Annotated in this window: 21 protein-coding genes; all 21 read right to left on the bottom strand. The window is 66.5% G+C overall.

Features of this window, described 5'->3' with window-relative positions:
- Nucleotides 1-59 precede the first annotated feature (59 nt).
- Nucleotides 60-977, bottom strand: coding sequence for a hypothetical protein (locus tag IH45_RS0103435; protein WP_030661037.1), 918 nt, complete (start codon nt 975-977; stop codon nt 60-62).
- Between the two features lie 2 nt (nt 978-979).
- Nucleotides 980-1,216, bottom strand: a complete 237-nt coding sequence (locus tag IH45_RS0103430) for a hypothetical protein (RefSeq protein ID WP_030661034.1) — start codon at nt 1,214-1,216, stop codon at nt 980-982.
- Entirely contained in the window at nt 1,213-1,710 is a 498-nt protein-coding gene (locus IH45_RS0103425) for a MerR family transcriptional regulator (protein ID WP_030661031.1), read from the bottom strand. Before IH45_RS0103425 ends, IH45_RS0103430 begins: the two co-directional genes overlap by 4 nt.
- A gap of 3 nt (nt 1,711-1,713) precedes the next feature.
- Entirely contained in the window at nt 1,714-2,175 is a 462-nt protein-coding gene (locus tag IH45_RS0103420) for a hypothetical protein (protein ID WP_030661028.1), read from the bottom strand.
- Between the two features lie 210 nt (nt 2,176-2,385).
- The gene (locus IH45_RS0103415; protein ID WP_030661025.1) at nt 2,386-4,020 is read right to left on the bottom strand and encodes a DEAD/DEAH box helicase; all 1,635 of its coding nucleotides are present in this window, start codon (nt 4,018-4,020) and stop codon (nt 2,386-2,388) included.
- Between the two features lie 16 nt (nt 4,021-4,036).
- Nucleotides 4,037-5,044, bottom strand: coding sequence for a toprim domain-containing protein (locus tag IH45_RS0103410; RefSeq protein WP_030661022.1), 1,008 nt, complete (start codon nt 5,042-5,044; stop codon nt 4,037-4,039).
- Nucleotides 4,998-6,278: a DnaB-like helicase C-terminal domain-containing protein gene (locus IH45_RS01000000143070; protein WP_032916702.1), complete on the bottom strand. Its 1,281-nt coding sequence runs from the start codon at nt 6,276-6,278 to the stop codon at nt 4,998-5,000. The genes IH45_RS0103410 and IH45_RS01000000143070 overlap by 47 nt, the downstream gene beginning before the upstream one ends.
- A gap of 37 nt (nt 6,279-6,315) precedes the next feature.
- On the bottom strand, nt 6,316-6,945 hold the full coding sequence (locus IH45_RS0103400; RefSeq protein WP_158812904.1) for a P-loop NTPase family protein: 630 nt from the start codon (nt 6,943-6,945) through the stop codon (nt 6,316-6,318).
- A 32-nt stretch (nt 6,946-6,977) separates the two neighbouring features.
- Entirely contained in the window at nt 6,978-7,505 is a 528-nt protein-coding gene (locus tag IH45_RS0103395; RefSeq protein ID WP_030661014.1) for a hypothetical protein, read from the bottom strand.
- Nucleotides 7,506-8,081: 576 nt separating this feature from the next.
- Nucleotides 8,082-9,095 carry a hypothetical protein gene (locus IH45_RS0103390; RefSeq protein WP_030661011.1) on the bottom strand — a complete coding sequence of 338 codons (1,014 nt, stop codon included), beginning with the start codon at nt 9,093-9,095 and terminating at the stop codon, nt 8,082-8,084.
- A gap of 63 nt (nt 9,096-9,158) precedes the next feature.
- Nucleotides 9,159-10,865: a hypothetical protein gene (locus IH45_RS0103385; RefSeq protein WP_030661009.1), complete on the bottom strand. Its 1,707-nt coding sequence runs from the start codon at nt 10,863-10,865 to the stop codon at nt 9,159-9,161.
- 2 nt (nt 10,866-10,867) lie between these two features.
- The gene (locus tag IH45_RS0103380) at nt 10,868-13,588 is read right to left on the bottom strand and encodes a hypothetical protein (protein WP_030661006.1); all 2,721 of its coding nucleotides are present in this window, start codon (nt 13,586-13,588) and stop codon (nt 10,868-10,870) included.
- 13 nt (nt 13,589-13,601) lie between these two features.
- Nucleotides 13,602-14,426 (bottom strand): hypothetical protein, encoded by an 825-nt coding sequence (locus tag IH45_RS0103375; protein WP_030661003.1) that lies wholly within the window; start codon nt 14,424-14,426, stop codon nt 13,602-13,604.
- Complete coding sequence (locus tag IH45_RS0103370; protein ID WP_030661000.1) at nt 14,427-15,941, bottom strand: baseplate J/gp47 family protein; 1,515 nt, start codon at nt 15,939-15,941, stop codon at nt 14,427-14,429.
- A 66-nt stretch (nt 15,942-16,007) separates the two neighbouring features.
- Complete coding sequence (locus tag IH45_RS0103365; protein ID WP_030660997.1) at nt 16,008-16,412, bottom strand: GPW/gp25 family protein; 405 nt, start codon at nt 16,410-16,412, stop codon at nt 16,008-16,010.
- Entirely contained in the window at nt 16,405-18,534 is a 2,130-nt protein-coding gene (locus tag IH45_RS01000000143065) for a phage baseplate assembly protein V (RefSeq protein WP_032916700.1), read from the bottom strand. The genes IH45_RS0103365 and IH45_RS01000000143065 overlap by 8 nt, the downstream gene beginning before the upstream one ends.
- Nucleotides 18,531-19,709, bottom strand: coding sequence for a hypothetical protein (locus IH45_RS0103355; RefSeq protein WP_030660994.1), 1,179 nt, complete (start codon nt 19,707-19,709; stop codon nt 18,531-18,533). The genes IH45_RS01000000143065 and IH45_RS0103355 overlap by 4 nt, the downstream gene beginning before the upstream one ends.
- The gene (locus tag IH45_RS0103350; protein WP_050514494.1) at nt 19,699-19,977 is read right to left on the bottom strand and encodes a LysM peptidoglycan-binding domain-containing protein; all 279 of its coding nucleotides are present in this window, start codon (nt 19,975-19,977) and stop codon (nt 19,699-19,701) included. The genes IH45_RS0103355 and IH45_RS0103350 overlap by 11 nt, the downstream gene beginning before the upstream one ends.
- 7 nt (nt 19,978-19,984) lie before the next feature.
- Nucleotides 19,985-20,698 carry a hypothetical protein gene (locus tag IH45_RS0103345; RefSeq protein WP_030660989.1) on the bottom strand — a complete coding sequence of 238 codons (714 nt, stop codon included), beginning with the start codon at nt 20,696-20,698 and terminating at the stop codon, nt 19,985-19,987.
- A gap of 1 nt (nt 20,699) precedes the next feature.
- Nucleotides 20,700-23,879 (bottom strand): NlpC/P60 family protein, encoded by a 3,180-nt coding sequence (locus IH45_RS1000000150580; protein ID WP_050514493.1) that lies wholly within the window; start codon nt 23,877-23,879, stop codon nt 20,700-20,702.
- Nucleotides 23,866-23,988: a hypothetical protein gene (locus IH45_RS1000000150575; RefSeq protein WP_267885122.1), complete on the bottom strand. Its 123-nt coding sequence runs from the start codon at nt 23,986-23,988 to the stop codon at nt 23,866-23,868. The genes IH45_RS1000000150580 and IH45_RS1000000150575 overlap by 14 nt, the downstream gene beginning before the upstream one ends.
- Between the last annotated feature and the right edge of the window lie 22 nt (nt 23,989-24,010).

The following is a 24,010-nucleotide window of genomic DNA, read 5'->3' as shown; positions in this document are numbered from 1 at the left end:
CCCGCCTCCCTGCTGGGGGACACAGAGGCGGGCCGGTCGGGTAGGGACGCGAAAGGGGCTTAGTAGTCGTCGTCCTCGTCGTCTTCAGAGTCGTCCAGCAGCCGCTTCACGACACGGCGCAGTTCCTCGGGCTTGCTGATGCGCTCCCACTGCTCAGTGAATCGATTCTCGTTCAGAGCCTTGTAGGTCTTCTCGTCGATCTCGTCGACACCCCAGTCCTCATCGAGGTCGCGCGCCTTGACAGCGTCGAGGTGGTACTCGGTGGAGGTACCCTTGCCAGTCTTGGAGATGGAGAAGTACAGCGTAGGCTTGTCGATGGGCCCGCGCTTCTTGTCCTCATTCAGGGCCTTGAGCTTACGGCCGAGCTTGACGCCAACTTCCCAGACGCGGTTTTCCCACTGCTCGGTGTCCTCGTCGAAGGCGGCCACGTTGAAGTAGGCCAGCTTGCGGGCGTAGTGGTCCAGGTCGTCGCACAGGGAGCAGTTCTCGCCGGGACACCGGAAACTCCGCTTGCCTGACTTGATCTCCTGCACCCAGTGCACGCCCATGCTGTCGAAGGGCGCCGAGTCGAGCAGCTTGATCAGCGTCGGATCATTTGTGATCTTCAGCCGCAGGGCGTTCTTGGCCTCGAAATCGCCCTTGTCGCCGCTGCCCAGTGCGTCGAAGCTGTCCCAGCCGCCAGCTGCGGCCTGCCGTGCTGCGTTCTTCCGGGCAGTCGGCCGGCCCTCGTCTTCGTCATCAGCACTCCGCCGGCCGCGCGGACGTCGCTTGGGACGCTCGGACTCGTCGTCCTCAGAAGTACGGGAGCGCCGCGGCTTGGGGCGCTCCTCCACGTCCTCATCGTCCTCATCGAAGGTGGGCCGGCGGGGACGCTTCCGCGGCCGGTCGTCATCGTCTGCATGCCTGGAGCGGCGGGGCCGTTCCTCCGAAATGGTCTCGTCGAGATCGTCATCGGCGAACGTCGCTCTGCGCGCCATGGTTAGCTCCTCTTGGTGTGCGGCTTGGTCAGGGCCGGGTGGACGTGGGCGAGGCTGTTCTCCTCGGTGGTGTGCTGCCGGGCGAGGAGGCGTTCGCGGGCGAGCATTACGTCGAGCTGGTCTTCGACTTCGACGATGTCCGTGGCCTCGGGGTCGTATTCGACTTCGGCGGTTACTTCGATGTGCTCATAGCTGCCCATGTTGTATCGCTCGGTCAGGCGCTTAACGGCAACGGTCATGCAGCGCGATCTCCCTCAGTCGTTTCGGACAGGTCCTTAAAGAGTGCGACAACGCGCGTAGAGAAGTTAGTGGTGGAAATGTGGATACCTTCGCCCTCGTGGTGGAGGATGTTTTCTTCCGTGGCGATGCGGATCATTCCTTCGACCTGGGCGCGGGTGTAGAGTCGCCGGTCGCCTCGGGGCGACTTGCCGCGGACAACGAAGGTGGGGGCGGGGATGATGCCGAGGCGCTCCCACTTGCGGATGGTGACCGGGCGGCGGTTGAGCGCGAGAGCAAGGTGCCCGATGGAGAAGAATTCCTTCAGTTCACCGCCGAGTCGGTAGATGCGTGGCTTGGCATCCCAGGTGACTTCCGGCTCGGGTTCGGGTGTGACCAGGCGCATGGTGGCCGGGTTGACGCTTCGGATGCGTCGGTTGGACCCGGGGTAGTAGGCGGGGGCGTTCTGTTTCTGGCCGCCCGCGATGACAGCGAATTCTCGCTCCCAGTCGCGCATCTCCTACTGCTCCTTCACGAGGACGAAGGAGAAGGTCTCCTTCTCGGGGAATATCTCGTCGACTTCCTCTTCGGTGAGGCGCCCTTCCTGGAAGAGGACGTAGACCTCCTGCGGGTCGAAGACGGGCTGGCGGGGGAAGAGGCGGCCGGTGCACTTCTTCTTCTTGGCGATGCGCTCTGCGGCCTCCTCGTCAGCGATCCTCGTCACTGAGCGCTGCCACTTCAGTCCGGAGACCCGCTTGTCGCCCACGTCGTAGGAGCGCTGGAGGGCGACGGTGTAGGAGCCGTTTTCGTCGCGGACGCCGAGCTGCTGCGTCATGGCGCTCAACTTCTTCTTCAGCTGGTTCAGCTCCGCCGTCTGAGGCTCGACGCGGTTGCGGATGTACGTGTACGCGGCAGCCAGGCGTTCCAGGTCGGTTTCGGACGTGGCGGCGGTGCGGGTAACGGGGGCGTCGCTGAACTGCATGGGTCTCCTCTGGCTTGCTGAATGCCGTTCCGCTTGACCAGCGGCAGGAGCACATTACATGAACTGTGCACCTGCACAATAGGAGCACATAAGTTGCACGCTTGCGTGTCAGAGCCCGTCAGACCCAAACCGACTAACCGGAGAACATGCAGGTCAAAGTGCATCTTGCAGCTTGCAAACCGCCTGCGTGTATCAACTGTTGCCGAGCGCTTAGGCCGCCAGATGTGACGCCAACTTCGCCGTGTCAGCGCTGAGGAAGCGCTCCAGATGGACACGCAGCGATTCCGCATCGCTGACCACGCGCCCGTCCTTATCAGCGCCGCGGCCATCGAGGATGGCGCCGGTCGTACGCCGCTTCACGGTCAGCCGCTCCATTCGCCGCTCCTCGATCGTGTCCTCGGCCAGCACGTGAACGACCTCTACCTCCGCGAACTCGGAGCTGGCCCGCACGTGTCTGCTGTTGCGCTGGTCCATGGCGCCGGCGGAGTCCCGCTGATCGAAGTTGATCAGCAACCGGGCCTGCGGCAGGTCCAAGCCATACCCGCCGGCATCACTGGCGAGGAAGAGCCGTACCGCTGGATCGTGGGCGAAGAGGGCCTTGGACTCTGCCTTCTGCCTGGCATTCATGTCGCCGGTGAACTGCACCGACCCCCACTGCTCCAGGGCCTGAGCCAGCCGCGGCAGCACGCCCTTGTGAAAGGCGAAGAGCACGATCTTCAGGTCCGCGTCGGCCAGCAGGCGCCGTCGGAGGTAATGAGTGACGGCATCGAACTTCGGGGAACCCAGTCCTTGGAGCACGCCAGCCTCCATGAGCTGCGCGGCGTACTGGCTTCCGCCCTCCCCGGCCATGTAGGCGTCCGCCGAATCCAGTAGCAGCGATGGGTAGTTCAAGAGCATCTGAAGGGCGCTGAGGCGAGCCATGACCCGGCCCTGGACAGCGGTTCCGGTGTCTGCTCGCCCGGCGTACAACGCGGCCAGGTCCAGGCTCTGCCCAGCGCCACCCAGCTTGTCCAGCTCGTCCAGGAGGTCGCGGGCGATGTGGGCGTAGGCCGCCCGCGTCTGGCCATCAAGCCGCACCGGCAACTCCTTCTCCCGGACCGCCGGCATGAAAGGCGCCACGTCAGGATCTCGGTAGGTCCGGCGGATCATCGCCGTCCGCAGCTTCTTGTGCAGCAGCGGCAGGTTCTTGTACGCCAGTGGGATTCCGGTGCGGGAGCGTTGAATGAAGGCCGCGTCGAAGAGGTCCCAGCGGCCGAGCACCTCGGGATCCACCCATTCAAAGATGGAGAACAGTTCCTCGGGCTGGCCGTTGTCGATGACGGTGCCAGACAGGCCGAGCCGGTAGCTGGCCGTGAGCCGCTTCAGCTTCTTCGACCGCTGTGCCCGGAAGCTCTTGATGAAACTCGCCTCGTCCAGAACCACTGCGTCCGGCCGAATCTTCCGTACGCGCTGCCAGTCGTGGATGACGGCCTCGTAGCTGAGAATCACGTACTCCGGCTGCTGCGCCAGGATCTGCTCGTACTGCCGCTCTTTCTGGGCCTTCGAGCCGTCGACCACGACACAGGCGGAGTCGTCCGGGACCACGACGAAAGCCCGCCCCACCGGACGCCGCTTGGTGGGCACGTCGGTGAAGCGGGCCAGCGCCTCGGCCCACTGCCACTTCAGAGACGCGGGTACCACGATCATGCAGGTCTCGACATCGTCCTGAGCGAGCCACTCCTCCATGACGGCTATAGACAGCACGGTCTTGCCGAGCCCCATGGTGTAGGCGCACAGCATGGAGCCTCTCTCGACTATTCGCGAGAAGTCGACCTCTTGATACGGGTGCAGTTTGCCGGTGAACACCCGCTAAGGCTCGCCCCTAGCTCTGGACTTGTGTTACTCGGTATGCCGCGGATTGCTTGAGGCGTCGGCGGAGGGGCGTGTATGAGGCTTCATAGCAGGCCCGGATCTCTTCGTCGGTCATCTCGCCTGGGTCTTTCGCCCCCGTGTCCAAGTAATGCCAATACTTGAGCACGCTGCCTTTGCAGCGGTAGGCGTAGTAGAGCTTGGCGCGGGCGGACCGGCCGGCCGCGTCGTTGTCCTGGGCGAGGACGATGGTGTCCGCCGTACCGAGAGCCAGGCTCATCTGCTCGCGCGACACGTGAGCACCGAAGGTCGCTCTACCACCCTCGATTCCTGCGGAGTAGAGCCGCACGGCGTCCAGAGGGGATTCCACCAGCACCAGAGGGCCGTCGAAGTCGATGTGGGCACCGAAGAGTGTCTCCCCCTTCGAGACGCCATCGGGGTAGTTGCGGAAGTGCCGCTTCGACTTCTCCTGCCACCCGAGCAACTGGCCCTCCGCGGTGCGGATGGGCAGTATCCAGCAGCGGCGGGTCAAGTCCCATCGGACCCCGAATTTCTCGCAGGCTTCGAGCGTCAGGCCGCGCTTGCGTCGAGCGGCTTCAGGCGGAGTGGTGAACAGGACCATCTGCGCCTCGGACACCGGCTCGCCCGGCTCAACTTCGCGGTGACGGCCGTCACCCTTGAGCAGCCGAAGGGCGCGGCCGATGGTGCCCTTCGAGGCGATCCAGGCGTTCGCGTGTGCCGAATCGGTGCTCTGCATGAATGCCACGAAGCGTGCGAAGGAGCCTGCCCACTCGCAGGAGAAGCAGATGAACTGGCCGCTTCCGGTGTGCACGTAGCAGGAAGGCCGGCGGTCAACCTTGCCTGTACGCGACAGGTGGGCGGGGCAGCGGATGCGGACGTTATCTCCGTCGTCACCAAGGATCTCTACGTCGAGGTCGGCCAGGGCGGACAGTACGTCTCCGGGGATGAGATCGTCACGCCGCCCGGCGGTCGAACCACTCGTCGTCCGCGGCATCATCATCCCCCTGCCCGTAGCCGAAGTCGACCTTGGCCTCCTGGAAGGTCGACGTCTCGTAATCCCATACAAGGAGGAATTCATCGGTGGGGCAGTTCCGGGAGGCCATGATCTTGAGTTTGGACTCCTTTGGTACGTCGGTGGCTTCCACGCCGAACAGCCCATCGCAGTCCTGCTCGAAGGCGGAGGTGTAGCCGACACTGCCGGCGGCCAGACCGCCCGCCCCCAACTTCGACCGGAGGGACTGCGTGGTGACGATCACGGGAATGGCGCAGGCCCGCGCGAGTTGCTTGCTGCCTCGGCTGATGTTGGTGAGCGCCGCGTTCGTCATCTTCTCGCCCGTGATTTCGTCACGGAGGAAGTAGATGCCGTCGATGAGGACGACGTCGGGCTTGACTTCGTCGATCTTCGCCTGGATAGAGCCGAGCGTGGTGGTGGCCTTGACGTCCTCGGAGATGACGAAGGGCGTCGCGGCCTCCTCCATCTTGCGGATGGCCTTCTCCAGCCGTTTGAATTCGAGCTTGTCCAGCTCGCCGGACCGGAGCTTGGTCAGAGACACCTTCGCCGCGATGGCGTCGACGCGTTCGCTCAGCTCGGAGGCGACCATTTCGAAGGAGAAGACGAGGACGGTGTAGCCCAGCGAGTTGATGTGCTGGGCCACTGTGAGTGCGAGCTGCGTCTTTCCGGATTTAGCGAGGCCCGTGAGAACAATAAGCTGCCCAGGCTGGAGCCCTCCGGTCGCCTTGTCCAGCGAGTCGAAACCGGTGGGCAGGCCGCGGAGTTCGCCGTCGAGTTCCGCGTACTGCTGGTAGCGCTCCAGGCGCTCGTCGCCGGTCTGGGCCAGGTCGTAGTCGACGCCGGACGGCACGTCGTCCGCGATGGTCTGGAGCATCTCGCGGACCAGGCGCAGCGCTTCCTCGGTGTCGCCTTCTTCCCACGTTTCCGCGGCGAGGGTCAGGCCCTTTTCTGTGAGGGCACGTTTCTTCGTCTCGCGGATGGAGTCAATGAAGTAGGCGAGCGGCTCTTCAACATCGAGGAGCTTGAAAGTGGGGTAGTCCTTGCGCAGGACGTCGGCTGTGGGGGCGCATCCGTACTCCTGCTGGTAGGCGAGGAGGGAGGCGTAGACGCTGCGGCGGTCTGGGTCGTGGAAGTGGCGAGGCTTGATGCCGGCGGCGATGGCGCTGCGCAGGTCGCCACTCGTGATGATCTTGGATATGAGCTTGTGCTCGACGTGCGCCAAGGGTGTCCATCCGATGTGGTAAGCAGTGGCGAGGAGTTCAGGCGACGGCGCGGTAATCGGGCCCGCGGACGTAGACGATGTCGAATGCCTCCATCGCGAAGGAGGCGGCTGACTCGTCGTAGACGGCCGCCCATTCCCCGCCGCGGAGATTGGTGGTGACGATGGTCGGCAGCATGGCGTCGTAGCGGTGGCGCAGCAGCGTGGTGAACTGCCCGGTCGCGTATCCGCTGGCCGTTCGGTGCTCCTTGCCGACGTCGTCCAGGACGAGCAGGGGCACGGAGTACAGCCGGGCTTCCAGCTCCTCGAATCGCTCGACCGCGGCCAGGGCCAGCTCGCCGCCGAGCCCCTTGTCCACCTTGGACGAGGTGGAGATGTGCCGCGTCTTCGCCTCGATGTAGTCGCTGAAGCGGATGAAATGCCCGTCGACCTTGTACCGGGTGCAGACGCTGACCAGAGCTGCGCACGCCTCCGTGGTCTTACCGCGGCCGGGATCGCCGGAGAGCATCACGCCGCGGCCAATGCGGGACCTGTCCGCAGGGAAACCGTCGAGGGGCGTTGCCTGGGACACGTACCGGCAGTCCCAGTCCAGGACGAAGGAGACCAGCTCGTCGAGCGGGTCTTCGAGCTGAGGGAGCCCAACTCCCCAAGTGCGGCCGGGCAACCCCATTCGGCGCCAGCGGTATGCGGAATTGGCTGTCCTCATCGATTCGCTGCCGCGGCCCACGGGTCGGCCGGCTTCTTCGTGTACCCGGCCCAGTTGTCGGTGATCTCGCGGGGCACTTCGGTCTGCTGGGCGCCGCCCCACGGGTCAGGGCTCTGCGTGGGGGCCTTGGGCAGCAGCTCGTTGATGACCGAGCGGTACAGCGTCCAGGGCCTTGTTGCTGCGTGGTAGCGGGGAGTGCCGAAGAAGGTGTCGATGCTGGCCTTGAGGGCGGCCGGGCTGTGCCCGGCGTCGAGGGCCTCGCGGAAGGTCTTGCCGAGGCCGCCTCGATTGGTGTGGCCGATGAGGTGGTCAGCCCAGCGGGCTCGGGAGATGCACCTCGACCAGTAGTTGACGAGGTCGTTGGCCTTCCATTCCTCTACCGGCTTCTCCTTCTTGACAGGCTCAGGTTCCGGCTGCTCCCACAGTTGTTCCTGCACCGCCCGCAAAGGGTTGAGTTCGTCCTCAGTGTTGGTGCGCTGCTTGCGCCGCGGCTTGGGTTCGAGTCTCCGTGGCTGCCAGGTCATGGGTTTCCGTCTCTCCCGGTGCAGTGGAACTGACCTTGGAAACGTAAACACCCGCCGGCCCACCCGCCAAGACGTCACCAACTCATTCGCTTTGTTGGTATTCACTTGCTCGCAAGCCGAAGGCGCAGCGATGGCGGGCACGTCCGTGGACGGAAAGATGCCGGACGACAGAGTTTCGTCCCCTGCGGCACGGCGGTGGGTGACGGGGGCTTCGCCCCATCCTTCGCAAGCTCAGGAGCAACTATTCATAGCGAGTTGTTCTTCAGCGATAGAGCAGTAGACGGCAGCTTCGCAGCCGTGATAAACGGCTGACCTGCCGGAACGGTGACCCAGGCGTTGGGTAACGGCCAGAGAAACATTCCGCGATCCGTTTTCATTCCGTCCGCAATCGTGACGGAGCCCACACCAACTGCCCTGTTTTAGTTGTTCCTTCACGAGGGAATTTCGGGTATTGCCTTCGCGATATGCGCCTGCCTATACTGTTCGGGATGGCTCGGCCTGGCTCCAACCGGCAATCCCATCAGGCCCCGCACCAGCATTCCTCTCCCACTGCTGGTGTGGGGCCTTCCATTTGCCTCAGACGGCGGGCTCCCACTTACCTTCGGTATCGTTCCAGGTGATATCCGCTATCTGTACGTTCCTGCGCGGACGCCCCTTCACAGGCTTCCACTCCTTCTCCTCGTCGTCGTACCAACCTCGCTTGACGACGCTTCCCTTGGCGGCTCGCTTCTCCGGTACCGCGGCGAGTTCTTCCTTCGAATCAGGAGTGTCTGCGGCCAGGTCCTTCTCGATGGAGGCCAAGGTGTCCTGTATGTCGTGCAGGGCAAGGGCACTCTGTTCCTCGTCAGCGCCGAAGGTCGGCCCTGTCAGGCTGATGTACTCAGCCAGTGTGCGCGCCAGTCGGGCTACCTGATGTTCCAGGGGGAGCGGAGCGGAAGGCTCATTGGTTGCCGACTGAGCATGGTGGGCCGCCGCGATGTCTTCTTGAATGTCGAGAGACTCGGGCTGCGGCGCGCCTTCCACCTCGGCCGGCTCTTCATCACACTCCTCCTCCGAGTTTTCCTCGGTGAGGCGGTCCATGGCTGCTTGCACCGGGTATTCGTGAAGAGCGCATCCCAGGTCCAGCACCGTCACGCCGTGCTTGGCGACATCGACGATGAGCTGGTCGACCCCGGCGTCCGTGCCTTCAGTCTCCGACGGGTCCGTGAGCACCAGAAGGATCGTTTCCCCATCGCAGCGTGAGAGGAAGGGACTTGCCTGCGCATGCATGTCGTCGATGTCGGCGCAAGGGTATTTGGCGCGCGCGTACTTGTTGACGATCCCGACGCTCTTGTGATCGGCATCGGCTTCGCTGTAGAAGCTGACGTATTCAATCTCCGCAGCACCGGTCCAGTCGAAGACGTACTGCACCGTTCTCGTCGTCAGCTCCGGATGCGCAAGGAAAACGAACTCTGTCGGCGTCGCCCGGCTGGTCGGCTGGTACTCATCGTCGTCCTCCTTTTTGTATCCGAGCCAGTCAGCCAGGTTCTCGTAGACCGCATCCCTCTTGATACTTCCGGTGCCTGCAACGAGCACGGTGCGCTGCGCCATGATTCTCCTGAGTGTGGTATTCGTGGATGCTTACACTTTAGTCGCCTCTCAGACGCACAACAATCAACGCTCTCCCCCGATTTCCGTGTTTCCGGGTGGCGCTGCGTACCGCAGGTCGTACGGCGTTCCGAGCGGAATATGGTCGGCCAGCATTTCGGCGAGACGGCGCTGAAGCGTGCGGCGTTCTCGGTAGTAGTGCGAGCGGGCGTGTTCGTCCGTGCGCCATTCTTCCCACAGGTAGTCGGGGTGCTGGCTGCCTCCGGGGCCTGCGCCGTCGAAGTACTCCCGCAGCGGGCCCTCCTCCAGGAGCAGGTCGTCAACTGCGAAGGAGCTGCTGCTCCCCTGACGCCAGGACTCGGGCTCCGGGCCGATCCAGGCAGTCGTCCAGCGGTGGCCTCCGGTCGGCGGAGTCCAGGTGACGTGAAGCCGCGTCCAAGGGCCGTCGGTGTGCTCGGGATGGGTCTGCCGAACCTCGGTGGTGGTGTCGCTGCGCAGCAGGGTGCGGGCGAGGCCCTGGCCAGGGATGTCGCTGGTGACTTCTACGTACAGGCGCGTGGGCAGGCTCGTGGGCTCGTCGCGGACGTACACCGACAGGGTGTGCGGTCGGCCGGGGCGGACGATCTCCAGCGCGGTGGCCGTCTCCTGCGTTCCGGTGGTGGTGCCGATTCCGATGCGCGTGCCGACCGGAGGCGCTTCCGGTGCGGTTGCGTTGGCGGAGAAGACGGCGGCGCCTGGCCGGGTGCGGCCGACCGAGGAACCGACCGAGACGGCGGTGTCAGGCGTGCCGGGTACATAGGTGAGCCAGCCCGCTGCGTCCTTGGTGAAGCTGGGGTTGCGGGCGAGGTTGACGCGGGTGGCCCGCAGGTCGAGGGTCAGGTGCCTGGCTGCCTGGTACGGCTGTGCGGGTCGGGTGGGTCGCAGGGCCTGGTAGCGCAGGCCGAAAGCGTCGCAATAGAAGACGTCGGTGGTCTGAAGACGTGGGGTGACGGCTGCGTAGATGGCGCCGGCGGGCGGGGAGACGATGCCTTGGTACGACGACCAGGCCCAGGCCCCGTCCGTGGTGAAAGTGGCAGCTGTCATCGTGGCGAGCAGCTTCTGGTCCGTGTCGTAGAAGTGCGCCAGCAGCTCGCCCGGCCGCGCCGCGGCGTTGGTGACGGAGCCCGTGACGATGAGCGGGTTGCTCGTGGTCTCCAAGCGCGCCAGAGCCGCTGCGGTGGGCTGCGGGCCGGCCCACGTGTCGGTGCCGGTCGGCTCGCATTTCAGGCTGCGGGCGCCGACGAGGGAGCGGTCGGCGGACAGGGCGGTTCGGCATGCCTGGCCGGCGTAGGAGCAGGAGGTCAGGTGATAGGCGGCGTTGCGCGGCAGCAGATTGACAGAGGCGTGCCGGGTGACCATCACCGAGCCTGCCTGGACCTGGGCGCCCTGGGCCAGTAAGGGCAGGCGAAGGCGCACCTCGGCATAGCGGGCCGCGGTAGGGACCGTCGTGGTGATCTCACTGCGGCGCCAGCCGGCGTTGGCGTCGCTGGTGCCCGCGGAAAGGACGTGGAGAGCAGCCGGGTCCATGCGTGCCGTGCGGGTGCTGTCGGCGGTGGTGTTGTACGGCGTGATCCCGAAATCGGCGTAGGCGGCGCCGGGGCCGCCGGAGACGACACGAGCCGAGCCGCTGACGGGTACGGCGAGCGCGCCTTCTAAAGCGGGCGGGTGTGAGGCGAGTCGGGCTGCGGCGTGGGGCTGGAGCAGCGCCTCGTCGTTGATCACGATGCTGGTCATGGTCACCTCTTGATCTCTGCGAGGCCCACGTAGCCGCCTACCGGGTCGGCAGGGTAGGTGTAGCGCGCAAGGTCGGTGGTGGTCAGGCCGTCGGCTGTGGCCTTCTTGATGACGAGGGTGCGTGCGCCGTCGCAGGTGACGGTCAGCCGGTCGCCGTCGGCCAGGGTTGGGTAGGCGGCCAGCAGGTCGGCTTGGTAGCCGCTGGTCGTGCGGATGCGGTAGAGCCCGTCGCGTGCGGCCAGGGTGAAGTCGCCGGGCGGTGCTTTCTGGTGGAAGCAGAGCCCTTGGAGGGCGCCTGGATCTGCGGGCCGGGACAAGACGGTGGCTGAGAGGCTGAAGGGGCCGGGAGGCGCGGTGGTTATTGCAGTGGTCAGGTAGGTGCCGTTGGCGGCAGGAGTGGGTGTGGCGTACAGTGCGCCGGCGGAGACCGACCACTGTCCGCCACTGATGATCCATTGCTGGGTGGATGTACCGACGGCCGCGCCTGCCAAAGTGCTGAGGCCCACGTCGAATCGGTCACGCACGACGACTGCCGCGGTGGCGGCCGTGGCGGTGAGCTGCGGCAGGGGGCGGCTGGCCTGGTCGTACCAAGCAATCTCGCAGGTCGCGTTGTTGACTTTGGTGCCGTCGGCGTAGCGGGCGTGCGCCGAGGCAGTGATCAGCTCTATATCCGGCCCGGCGTAGGACCAACTTCCGGCGTCTCGTCGGTCGTTGGGCGGCCGGTTGCCTTGTGTGGTGGTGATCGCCTCGAAGCGGGAGCGCCCGTAGGACACGATCTCGCCGGGCTGGTAGGTGCGTTCCGGTGACCAGGCGTAGGTACGCGGGATGGGGACGCCGCCGGAGGCGACGAGCGCCGGGTCGGGCACCACTTGGCCGGCAGTGGTCAGGGAGGGAGCCCAAAAATCCTTGGCCTGGCCCGGGGTCTGCCCGGAGGAGGTGGCCAGGGCCTCCCAGGTGCTGCCCTGGTGGGTGACCAGGTGGCCGACGCGGTAGACGGTGGCAGCGTCCCACGGCCGGGTCTGGGCCGGCGCGATGGAGGCAAGGGTGTAGGAGGCGGCGCGTGGCGCGGTGACCGCGAGCGCGGCCTGGGCGTACTGGCTGTGCGGTCCGTCGACCGGTGTGACGGCGCTCTGACTGCCGAGGGTGCCGGGAGGTGTCCGGGCCGCGGTGTCGTCGGCTCGCAGCCACCAGGTGGAGGGATCGAGCGTGGCGGGGGTAGTCTCCAGACCCCAGTCGCGCGGCGGCGCGCTGACCTCCTCCCAGAACGTTGAGCTGTCCGGATGCCCGGCCGGAGGTACCGAGGACAGGCGCTGGTCGGTTGGGGTGAGGCTGAAGGAGTTGATACCGAGCTGCCAGCCGCGGGAAGCGACATTGGCGCCGACGCTACGGAAACTGACGATGTGGTCGCCCTGGCCCAGCTGGCGGCGGCCGAGGGTGGCCGTAGCGGTCGACTGGGTGCGGGCGTAGCCGTCGACGGTGCGCAGCGTTTCGCCGTCGAGGCTGATGGTCCAGGTGCCGTAGTTCGGTGCGGTGGTGTACAGGACGGCGATGTCGTAGGTGGCAGCCGTGTCGACGATGAGCTTGAGGCTGACAGAGTCGCCGTTCTTGAAATCCTTTCCGAGGACGCGTGTGCCGAGCTTGTCGGTCTCGGCGAGGACGCTGCCCTGGGACTGGACGGCTGAGGGCGGCAGCAGTGAGGGGGCGGCGATGCGGCGGGCCGAGGACCGTGCGCGGTAGGTGCGGGCGCCGTAGGTGACGTACTCCCCCGCCGCGTAGCGCACGCCGGCCGACCACGGCGTCAGTGCCGGGTGCCACGGGCCCGACTGGTCCTGGTCCGGCAGCAGGTTGGTGCTGGTGCGAATGTCGCAGTCCCAGCCGGTCAGGTCGCGAATGAGCTGTTGCAGGCCGGCTTCGGTGCCCTTGGCGCGGTCGGTGCGGCTGGCGTGGGCGACCCGAGCGCGGCGGAGTTGCGGCCGGGAGGACAGGGGCTGTTCAAGGCCGAGCATGGCGGCGGCGCGCTCGGTGTGCGTACTGGCGGTGGTGGACTGGTTGTGCAGCCGTGTCAGCAGGTTGATCTGCGACTTGAGGGTGTCCAGGGGCAGGCCGAGGACAGTCAGGAACTTGGTCAGGCTCTGGTTGGTGCCGGCGTTGTCGGTGGTGATCTCGCGGGGTGCGGTGCGGTAGGCAGCTGGCAGGAGAGAGTACAGGCGCTGGGCGTAGCGGTGGTCGCCGACGGACAGGCCGCCTGCTGTTCCGGCCCGGACCCACTCCAGGGTGCTGGTGCTCGCGCGCCAGACCTCGGAGGCCGGGCCGGGTGTGCTGCCGGTGTCGGGGCGCTGGCACAGGTAGGTGGCGCCGCCGTAGGTGACGCAGTCACCGACCTGGTAGGACGCTGCCACCGACCAGGCCGGGTAGGGCACGGAGACGAACACCGCGTAGTAGTACGGGCGGCCGGGCAGCAGGTCGGTGTCGAGGTAGGTGGCGACCAGGCCCTCGTGCGCGCTCTCGAAGAGCACGTCGCCGTCGTTGGCGTCGCCGGGCACGCCGAACCGGTTGCGCACCAGACGCAGCCGGGTCCAGGAGTCCTCGCGGGATGGGGACCAGGTGATCTGGATCTGGCGGGGTGCGACGGATTCCGCGGTGACGGGCTCGACGCTGTATTCGACGCGGACATCGACGCCGTATCGGGACTGGGCGTAGAAATCGAGCCCGTACTGAGCCATCAGGTCTCTCCGGTCAGGGGGTCAGGGGATCGGCATCCCAGTCGGGCCGGGTGACCATGTCCTTGGGCAGGGCCCGGATGTAGGTCAGACCGATCCACGTGAAAACGGTCTGCGGGCCGATGGGGTCGGTGACCGGAGCGTTGGTGACCGGCTTGTTGCCCATGTGCCGGACCTCCACCGCAAGTTTCTCGCCCTGGTACCAGGCGCCGCTGTAGGAGGGGTTGTTGCGGTGAAAGCCATAGGTGCCCAGCGGTGCGGAGTCTCCGTCGGTGCCCGCATCCGTGGAGACGTTGGGAATGTGCAGTCGGGTGTCCATTTTATGGTCGGTCGACTGGGTCTTCGGACCGCGACCGGGCACCCACATCATGGTGCGGCACGAGATCACCCACCAGCCGGTCTGAGGGCACACCAAGGAAAGCGTGGGCTTCGGCGCCAGGTTCAGCGGATCGATGACGGGCTTGTCGAACAGAACGGGGTGCCAGTCGTTGACAGGATGGTTGGGCTGGGACTGGTTGACGGTCTGCGGAATGCTGGTGCCGGAGCTGCGCAGAGAGCAGATCGGCAAATTCCAGCCCGTCTTCGCGGCATCGAGCAGGCCGTCCTGGTAGTACCTCAGGCGCTCCTGCTCCCGCTGGATGATGTCCAGGCGGGAGTCGACGGTGGTGTAGGAGACAGTCTTTCCGCTGGCGTCCAGGTATTCGGTGGGCATGACGCCGAGCGTGGCGCTGATACCGGCGATTTCGTCTTGGATCTCGTTGACGTGCTCCGCCATCACGTAGTCGCGCTGGTTGGCGTGCTGGGGCCACCGGCGAACGGCCTTCGGGAAGTGAGAGGGCATTTAGTAGCCTCCGTCGGTGACGAGGTAGATGTCACCGGGTACGGGAATTTCCCAGTCCCGGCACAGGATGTCCTGGGCGCCGCTTTGCACGCTGTCCGCTCTGGCGAACAGCGGGATCTTCACGTATTCGACGCCGGGCAGAGAGTCGAGTATTCGGTAGACGTAGGAAATGGGGACCTTCTGCCCGAAGCCACTGCGCGCGTCCGAGAGCAGTTCCTGGAGCACGCGCCGGCCCGCACGCGCGATGTCGGCAGCGCGGTGATTGGGGTACAGGCCCAAGATGATCGGAGCTGATTCCGAGCCCATGTTGACGCGGACCAGGTCGCCGGGGGCGACGGTGACGCGTACGCCGACCGTGGCCCGCTGCTGGAGATAGCGCTCCACTCGGTCCAGCAGCTCTGCGGCCGGGGTCGCGTTGGCGGCGCCGACGACGCGAACACTGACGGAGGTGGTCTGCGTGGCCAGCGCGACCGCCTTGGCGATGCCGGGCACGGCCAGAGCCAGGTCGGCGTAGTCACGTCTGGAGACGCCCCGGTCCTGCGCGCGGTGGGCCTTCGTAGCGTTGGTGCGGATGGACTCCAGGGCCTCGGCGTCCCGGCCGCCGGTCATGGCGCTGCTGGTGACGATGTACACGCCCGGCAGGGCGTCGGCGATGTCGACGAGCTGTCCGGCGCTGATGTTGCCGACGGTGCCGCCGCCGGTGCGGTATGCGGCGTGCAAGGCTTGGCCTGCTGCGGGGACGGCGCCAGCCAGGCCGTCGCCCAGGACCAGGGTGGTGCGGCCGTCGGCCGCGGTGTGCACCTCGTAGACCTGGTCGTTTGGCCCCCAGTCCAGCAGGCTGTCGACCTGGCGCCAGGGCACCGCGTCCTGGGCCGTGGAGACGTACAGCCGGATGCTCTCGTGCAGGGCCGGGCTCTCGGCCAGGACCAGGCGCTGCTCGGGCCGTCCGGTGGAGGCGCCGAGAGCCTCGGTGAGGATCTCCTGCTCCTGGGGGGTGTTGCGGGCGATCAGCAGCGGGGTGGTACCGGCGCGCCGCCCTTCCAGGACGGGGATGCTGGCGGAGCCGCCGGCCGCGGCCAGGGTGACAGTGGCGGTGGTCTCGTAGACCAGGGGCCGGTCGAGGGCCTCGATGAAAGCAGTGGTGATCTTGGTGCCCGCTGGGACGATGACGGGCGTGGCCTGGCTTGCCTCGGTGGCCAGGACCACGGTGCCGGCGGCAGCCGTCGCCACGTCGGGGGTGTAGCCGAGCATTCGCGCCAGGTCCATCACCGACTCTCGTCGGGTGGCCGTCGGCAGGAATGCCTCGCGGCTGGCTGTGTCGAGGTAGTAGGAGAGGATGTCTCCGAGGTAAGCAATTTCCTCGATCAGCGCTACACCGAAATCAGAGGTGTTGCGGCCGGTCCACTGCGGGAAGACCTGCGCCGCATGGTCGAGCATTGCCTTGCGCAGGCTGGTGAAATCCCGTGCGGTGTAGTCGATGACAGCAGGTATGGCTGTGCTGGTGCTGTCCGCCACGAAAACTCCCTGCTGCTGGTCGGCATTCGGATCATGCCTATTTTGTGTCAGCGCAGGGGCGTTGTATTAGTAGATGTCGACACGCCCGCCGGGGCGTACGACGATTTCCTGTAGGTGTGCCGCGGCGGCCTCCGGGTGTGCGTTGCTGCGGCCGATGTCCACCAGCACGTCGGCGATGCCCTCGGCCTCGTCCTCGATGACCGGCTCCACCATGGTGACCACGGCTCCCGGCTCCCACCGGGCGACCGCGTCCTGGACCGCATGGCGCAGCGCTTCCCGCGTGACCGGGTCGTTCGGCGCGAACAGGAAGGGCCTCAGGTCGGTGCCGAATTCGGGCTGCATGACGCGCTCGGACGGGGCGGTGGCCACCACGGCGCGGACCCGCTGCTGCGTTTGCCGGTCAGGGTCGGTGACGGTGGCGATCCGTCCGGAGGCGTCCAGGGCGAAGGGAATGGCGAGCTGCTCAGACATTGTCGTACTTCCCGTCCAGCGTGGGGCCCTTGTATTCGACGGCCATGCGGATCTGGGTGGCAGTGCCTGTCTGGCCGGCGCGCATGGCCAGGACGATGCGTGATCCGGCTTTCAGGGACATCATGACGGTACCGCTTGCTCCTTGGGCGTTCGAGGACGCCGATTCCAGGGACCAGACCCTGAATTCGGTACCACCCGCGTTGAGCCAGATGCGATTCTTCGTCAGTGCGTCCCCCCAGCGGCAGCTCACACTCACCTCGTACAGCCCGTCCCGGGTGGTGTAAATGCCCACAGGGTCTTGACGCGCGAAAAGCCCGGTGTCCGTCTGCGCCAGAATCGACTCCCAGGGGACAACATCTGATGTCGGCGACAAGGCGAATTTGTCGGCCTGGACGACGATGTAGGGGCGGCGCTCAGCCACCGTCATCCACCTGCCGTTGATCCGCACCTGTGCGATCTCCTGGTCGTCCAGGATGTAGAGGTCACCGTCACTCGGGTTCTGGGCGTCGCGTACGGCCGGCGAGGCGGCGCTGCGGATGTGTGCGGTGGGCTGCGCAGTAGGGCCGGGACGCGCGGGGTTACCTGGCCGGACCGGCTCGACCGCGAGCTGGCCCCCTTCGATGACGGCGAGCTGCTGACCGGCCGAGCCTGTGCCGTTGGCATCACACCAGTAGCGCGGGGTGATGGTCACGGTGGAGCCCGGTGTCAGTCCGGCGAGCAGGCATCGTTTGGTGGCGGCTGTCGCCCAGCTGCGGCCGGTGATGGTCAGGGCCTGCTGGAGGCCGTCGCCGCTCCAGGCGTAGTCTCCGCTGACCGACCAGCCCAGCCGCATTTCGCTCGTGTCCGTGGATTCGTTCCACATCGTGGCGCCGACGCTGACCAGCAGACTGCCGGTGGCTGGCACTTTCGTGGTGATGGGCGCCCAGTCCGAGGGTGCGAAATCCGTCCAGGTGCTGGTGGCCGCGTACCGGGGCACGGTGGAGGACAGCAGGGTGTGCTGGACCTGACTGTCCTCACCCTCCACCACCGGCTCGACGACAAGCTGACCGTCCTGCGCGGTGAAACTGGTGACGTTGGTGCTGCTGTCCGTTCCGTAGACCGGGGTGACCCGCACGACCTCACCTGGCGTCAGGCCAGTGACCAGGGTGCGTCGGCTGGCCGAGCCGACCGCCAAAAAGTTGGAGACGTCGATCTGCTTGTACCGGTGAATCCAGGTGTCCTTCCAGCTGCTGCTGCCGGTCAGGAGCCACGAGTACCACATGTCGTTCCCGGCTGCCGCAGACGGCGGCGAGAGCTTCCCGGAGATCGTGATCCACATCTTGCCGGAGGCCGGTACAACGGCGCGGATGCCCGCCATGTCGTCCTCGGGGAATGCTGTGAAACTTGACGTGAGGTACTTGGGCTGACGCGACTGGGTGGTGGCCAGCGGACGGATCGAGGAGGCGGGCACCGGTTCGACCACCAACTGGCCGCCGGTGAACAGCCGTTCCAGGTCGGCGGTGTCGATGCCGTTGTAGGCGTAGGCGGGCCGAACACTGACGCGGTGGCCCGGCGGCAGCCCCTGTACCAAGTGCCGGCGCGTGGCTGCCACGGTGCCCGCACCCAGCGCCCCGGGCCTGCTGCCCTGCCGTTGCAGGCTGACGCGTCCAGCATCCGCGTACAGATAGGTGCGGGTGTCCAGGTCGTAAATGCCCCAGGACAGCGCACTAACCGACGTCTGCGTACGCCCCGGAAACACCCTGCCCGAGACCGACACGAACAAAGCCCCGGACTGCGGCACCACCAGCTCGATCGACGGCCACGCCGCTTCGTCCCAGAGCACGAATGTACGTGTCGTCACCCACTGGGGCGCGCCGCGCTGCGCGGAAACCAGCGGCTCGATCGGCTCGTAGTCCCGCTCGACGACCGCCGGGTCAGCGACGAGATAGACCGGCCGGGACTCGTCCCCGCCCTCGTAGGTCACCCACACCGTTTCGCCCACGGCCGGGACGCGACCGCGCACCGCGGGTTCGGCCCATAGGGTCATGGCGCCTCCGGAGACCTGTGGCACCTGGAGCCGGACTCGGCCGCGGCGCTGCGGGTCGGTGGTGCCCGCCACCACGGCCTGGTAGGTGCCGGTCATGCAGGGCCTCCGATGTGCTGGGCGCACCAGCGCTGCGCGGACAGCGTGGTGCCGGCAGGCTGGGGCAGAGACAGGCGGTGCGCGTCCAGGCCCTCTGGCCGGTTGCGGCCCAAGGTCAGGTCGGTGACGTAGGTGCTCTGTGCGGGCTGAGTGGGGTGCAGGGTCATGTGGTGGCTGGCCGTACGGATCATCCAGGTGCCGACCGTGTGGGGCCCGAGCCCTGAGCCCTGGAGCCAGATTTCGTGGCCGACCTTGAGCCGGGCGTCGCCGCGCACGCTGGCGGTGGCCGCCACCCAGAGGGCCGAGCTGGCTGCCGCGGCTCCTACGCGCTCGTCGGCCTCGCTGCGGGAGCCGGCAGGTAGAGCGGTGGCGTAGGTGCGGTGCGCCGCGGTCGAGGTGCGGGCTGCGACCGTACGCGCCAGGTGCCGGGTGCTGCGGTTGTAGGCGTAGCCCTCCACGCGGGTGCGGCGCCCGCCCTCGGGCTCCAGTGCCCCGTTCAGAGCATCGAATTCGTAGATCGTGTCGTGCAGGCCCGGGAGCTTCGTCATGTGCGCGGAGGGGATGGCGTGGCTTCGTCGCAGCGTCGTCAGCGGGGAGGTGAGGTAAACGGTGGTGCCGTCGGCGACCAGTCGCAGCCCGTACTCCGCGGCCACGTCCCGCAGGAAAGCGAAATCGGACTGGCTGGCCTGCATCTTGGTCAGTCTCGTCGGCGTGCGCTCGGTGACGCAGGCCATTCGGTGGCTGCGGCAGATGCTGCGGGCAATGCCGGAGATGCTCGACAGGTTCCAGGCGGCGCTGCGCTGGGACTGCATACTGCTGCTGGTCGCGCCCGTCAGGGTGTAGGTGAGGGTGACCTCGGTGTTCCGCTGGAGGCGGGCGTCGTCCTGGCTCGTGGTGACGCGGTAGGAGTGCACGTAGCCGTAGAAGTCGGCTTCCTGGTGTGGCCCTGAGCCGTAACGCAGGTGGACCGGTGTTTGCTCAGGCAGCAGAAGACCATAGGACATGGCCCAAGACCGAACGCTGTCCGTACGCGGCACGCTGAACGCCACAGCGACCTCGGCGACTTCGTGTGCCGCTTCGGCCTGGTGTATGGCGACGTGGGTGATGTAGTGGCGGCTCGTGGGCACGGCGGGGTAGACGAGGCGGGCGTGCGGCGCGAATTGCTTAATCGGCATGGGGAATCCTGATGACGGTGCCGGGCGCTATCTCGGTCCAGTCCAGAATCTCTGGGTTGACTTCGGCGATGCGCCACCACTGAGTGGGGTCACGGTAGAAGTCGGTGGCGACCGTATCCACGCGATCCCCCTCCTGCCACCTATAGGTAACAGCGCGCACGCGCAGTGTTTTCGGCGCTGCGGGAATCAGGACCCGGCGCGTGGCTCCCGCAGAGTCGGTGACAATTTCCACCGAGTGGTCGGCGTAGCGTGAGCCACTGCTGATCATGCGTCTCCTATTTCGGCTGGGGAAGTCCTGTCATCGTAATGCTGACCGAGACGCGTTGAGTAGTCATGTCCTGCGTCCAGTGCACCCATTGCGTCTCGACGCTGCTGATGAATCCGTAATAGAAGAGGGCCCTGTCCTGGCCGCCGAAAAACACGGTGCAAGGTCTCATCTGCATGGGCCCGGTCACCGTCTCGGGAATCTCCGCTGCGTCAGGGGACGGCTCACTGTTCGGGTCGGTACTGGTTCCAGTCGATCCGCCCGTACGAGAGGTGGAGTTGATGCCGACCAGGTTGTACAGGGCGTTCACGTCGTACATCACGCCGTACTTGGACTGCGGCGTGCTCTTTCGCGCCAGGATGTCGTAAGTACGGTCGAAGAACAGGCTGAAGCTGCACGAGCTGTTGATCGGCAGCAGAGCGGTACCCGTGTCGGCCTCGGCGCGCTGCCACTGCGCCGGCTGCATGGTCGCCTGATCCAGTCCGTGCGACATACTCACGGTGGAGGGGTTGTAATGGAATTTGAAGTAGTACGGCTTCTCCTTCTTCGGCAATCCTCGGGTGTCGCTGACGATGTAGCCCTGGAGAAAAGTGAGGTGGTCGTCCTGGCCGCTACCGATCCCGCCGCCCCACCAGCCGACGCCGCCGGCCGGAAGCTGCCTTGGGTCGATCTGGCCGTTAGTGTGCTGGCTAGCGTCCAGCTCCTTGTGAAGACGCGAAAACACCTTAGACCCCCGCTCCGATTTCTTTGAGCCGCTTGTCCGCAGCGATAGCGTCCACGATCTGGCGGCCCGCCTGCATGGCAGCGCTGCTGCTCATCGCGCCCTGAACAGTAATGCTGATGGCACCCTGCCCGAACTGAACCGTCACTCCCCCACCGCCGCCGGCCGCCGAAGCACGTTTCGGGCCTTCCAGGGCTGCGGCCGTCGTGGACTTGACCGGGATGGATTCCTGCATCAGGGCGTTGCGGATCGTCTGCGCGGTCCGCTTGGGCACGATCATCTCGCCCTTGTGGACCTGCGTGATCTCATCCTCCGGCAGGTCCCAAGCGCCGATCTCATAGCCCTTGCTGGGCTTATTGGGGTCAGCCTGCTGGACCTTGCCGATGCTTCCGTAGCGGGCCTTGATCCAGCCGATAGCGGCAGCCGCCGATGCTGCCGGGTCCGTTTGGTCATTGGGCAGCGACTTCGCCCGGTACGCCTTAAACGTCGAGCCGATCACCTGGAACAGGCCCACCGACGGATCGCCGTTCTTGGCATTGGAGTCCCAGTCGTTTCGAGCGTCGCGACGGTAGCCCGATTCCCGGTAGGCGATGGTGGTCAGGCCCCGCGCCCAGGCAGCACCCGAGACGCCCTTCGCCGCCATGCCACGCTGAATCGCGGCCTTGACCCAGCCGGGCGGCGCCGGCACCTTCGTGTAACGGCCGTTGATAGCGCCCCAGGAATATCCGCCGGTGTCCACATCAGCACCGGCTGGGTCATCCCTGCCATCCTCGCCGCTCTTCTTGCTGCCTCCGCCTGCCCCGGCCGCTCCCCGGCCTCCTGCGGAAAGAGCGGCAGCCAGCGCCTCCACCTCGTTCACGGAGCCGTACGCATTGGTGATGGTGCCGGTCGTACTGGCTCCGGTCGCCGCGGAGTTGTCGTTTCCTGCGCCCGCCTCCGAGGAGGTCGATCCCGGCTCGTCCGACGAGAAAGTGTCCCCTCCGCCGGCGACCACTCGGCGGACCGCCATGTACTTCCCGAAATGGTCTTCCGAGTCGACACGGATTTTCTGCCCGGTGCGCGGCGCGTGGACAATTTTGCCGTTGCCGAGGTACATCACCACATGCCCGCTGTTGGGGAACATCAAGTCCCCAGGACGGCGGTCCTTGTACGCTACGCCCTTTCCCGCCTTCAGCTGCTCGTAAGTCGTACGCCCCAGCCGGACCCCGACCTTGCTGAAGGCGTACTGCATCAGGCTGGAGCAGTCGAAGCCAACCGTTCTCGCGCCCTGCGCAAAGCCACGGGATGGGCCTTCCGGCCCGCCGCCGCCCCACGAGTAGTCGACACCGATCTGGGACAGCGCCGCCTTGATAGCGGAGTTGGCACTGCCCTGATGCAAGTTCGCCCGCGTCTTCGAGCCGCCCGAACCTCCGGCCGCTCCCCCACCGATCGAGCCACCACCAGCCGCGCCTCCGCCGATCAGGCCGCCGATACCGCCGATGATGCCGCCGGCCAAGGCGCCAACGCCATTGCCAATGCCGGGGATAACGCTGCCTGCCGCCAGGCCGGTCAGCGCACCGACCCCCGCGCCCTTCAGCGCACCCGTCAGTCGTCCCCCGGTACCTGCATCCACTCCCTGGTAGCCGCCGACAACGTGCTTGACGCCGGGCAGCTCCAAAATGGCGTTCAGCGCCTCTTTGAAATCAATGACGACATCGGTGGCGGCCTGCATTGCCGGGGCGAAGGCATCCATCATCTGGCTGTCGTGACGGCGCTCCTCGCCCTCCCGGCGCTTCTTCTGATTGAGGAGGTTGTCGACGTCGAGGCCGCCCTTTTGCAGCCTCTCGCGGGCCTGCTCCGCTTTCTCCCCCGTGCCGCCGGCATCGCGCAGCAGCCGCTCGTACTCGTCGACCGAACCGCCGGTCTGCTCGCGCCACCGGGCCTGGGATTGGATCTGGGTCAGCCGGTTTTCCACCCAGTCCTGGCCCATGCCGAGCTGCCGGGCCTGCCCCTCCAGCGTGGTTCGCAGCGACCCGCCCTGCTCGGAGGCAGCCAGCACATTTTTCAGCCGGTAGCCGCGCTGGAAAACCCGGTCCAGAAGGTTCTGGTTGAGCTGGCCCTGTGATATCCGCTTGCCGCCGGCACCGATGGTCGGGCCGAGGCCCATCGCCTGGTAGAGCATGGACGCCTGCGGCGTGTACATCGCCGTCATCATCCGCGCGGAATCAGCGACACCCATCGTCGGATCGAGCAGCGCGTACCCCGATGCCTGCTGGTGCAGCAGCCTTCGCTCAGCCTCGCTGCGGCCCATACCGAGTCGCCGGTCGACCTCGAACAGACCGGTGTTCAGGTCCTCCGTCGAGAGCGCGGTAGAGGACTGCATCGCGTCGTTGCGGAAACGATTCTTCTGCGACCAGTAGCCAGCCTTCGGGTCAGCCCAGGAGCTGTAGGCGAACGCGGCGTAGCGATCCATCTCGTACGCCTGGTCCGTCATGTGGTCGACGCGCGACCGGACCTTTCCAGCGCCCCACGAAACCGCTCGACTGGCGAGCTGCCCCGCTCCAAACGCCAGCCGCTCCCCGTCAATGACTCGGCCGCCGCGGCCGGGCTGGCCCGCTCCTACGGTCGGCGGAACCGTAGGCCGCGGCGGAACCCCGCCGGCTCCGCCCAGCCGAGCGGTGATCCGGGCGCGGGCACTGGCATCTGCGCGCTCCCGATCCTGCCGTGCCCGTTCCTGCGCCTCACGCATTGCCTGCTGCTGAGCCTCGGCGGCGGCAGCGTGACGGGCATTGGCCTCCTGGCGGTCACGCTGGGCCTGGTCCCGTTGCCGGCGTCGCTCCTCCTCCTGCTGGCGACGCTGCTCCGCGGCGCGAGTGACCGCTTCGTTCTGCTGGGCTCGCCGCGCCTCCATGCGCTGCCGCATGATGGCTGCCGCCTGCTGAACGGCAGTGCCAGTGCCGCTGGGATTGGAGGTGGCTTGTGCCGTCCCGGCCGGTGTCGGCCGGTTGGCCGCGGGAAAAGCCCCGGCGACCCCCATGCCTGAACCCAGCCCGGTCGGCAGTGCACCGAAGGCCCGGTTCAACCGGCTCACGTTCTGGCCGAGCACTCTGATCTGGCGCTCCAGGTCATCGACCTCGTGCTCCAGCCTGGATACGCCAAGCAGGCGTCCAGCGATGTTCGGTTCGCTGCGTTCACTGGACGCCATTCAGTGCCTCCTTTCGTTCCTTGTTCCAGAGCGCGAGGTCGCGCCAGTACTGCCGCTCCCGGACGGTCAGGGCCTTGATTTCGCTCGGTGGCCAGCGATAGGCGAACACGAGCGATTCCGTGTCGAGGAGC

Source organism: Streptomyces rimosus subsp. rimosus, from assembly GCF_000720725.1.
GTDB classification, from domain to species: domain Bacteria; phylum Actinomycetota; class Actinomycetes; order Streptomycetales; family Streptomycetaceae; genus Streptomyces; species Streptomyces rimosus_A.
The sequence above is the reverse complement of the archived record's forward strand: the minus strand, read 5'-3'. Positions and strand labels throughout refer to the sequence as shown.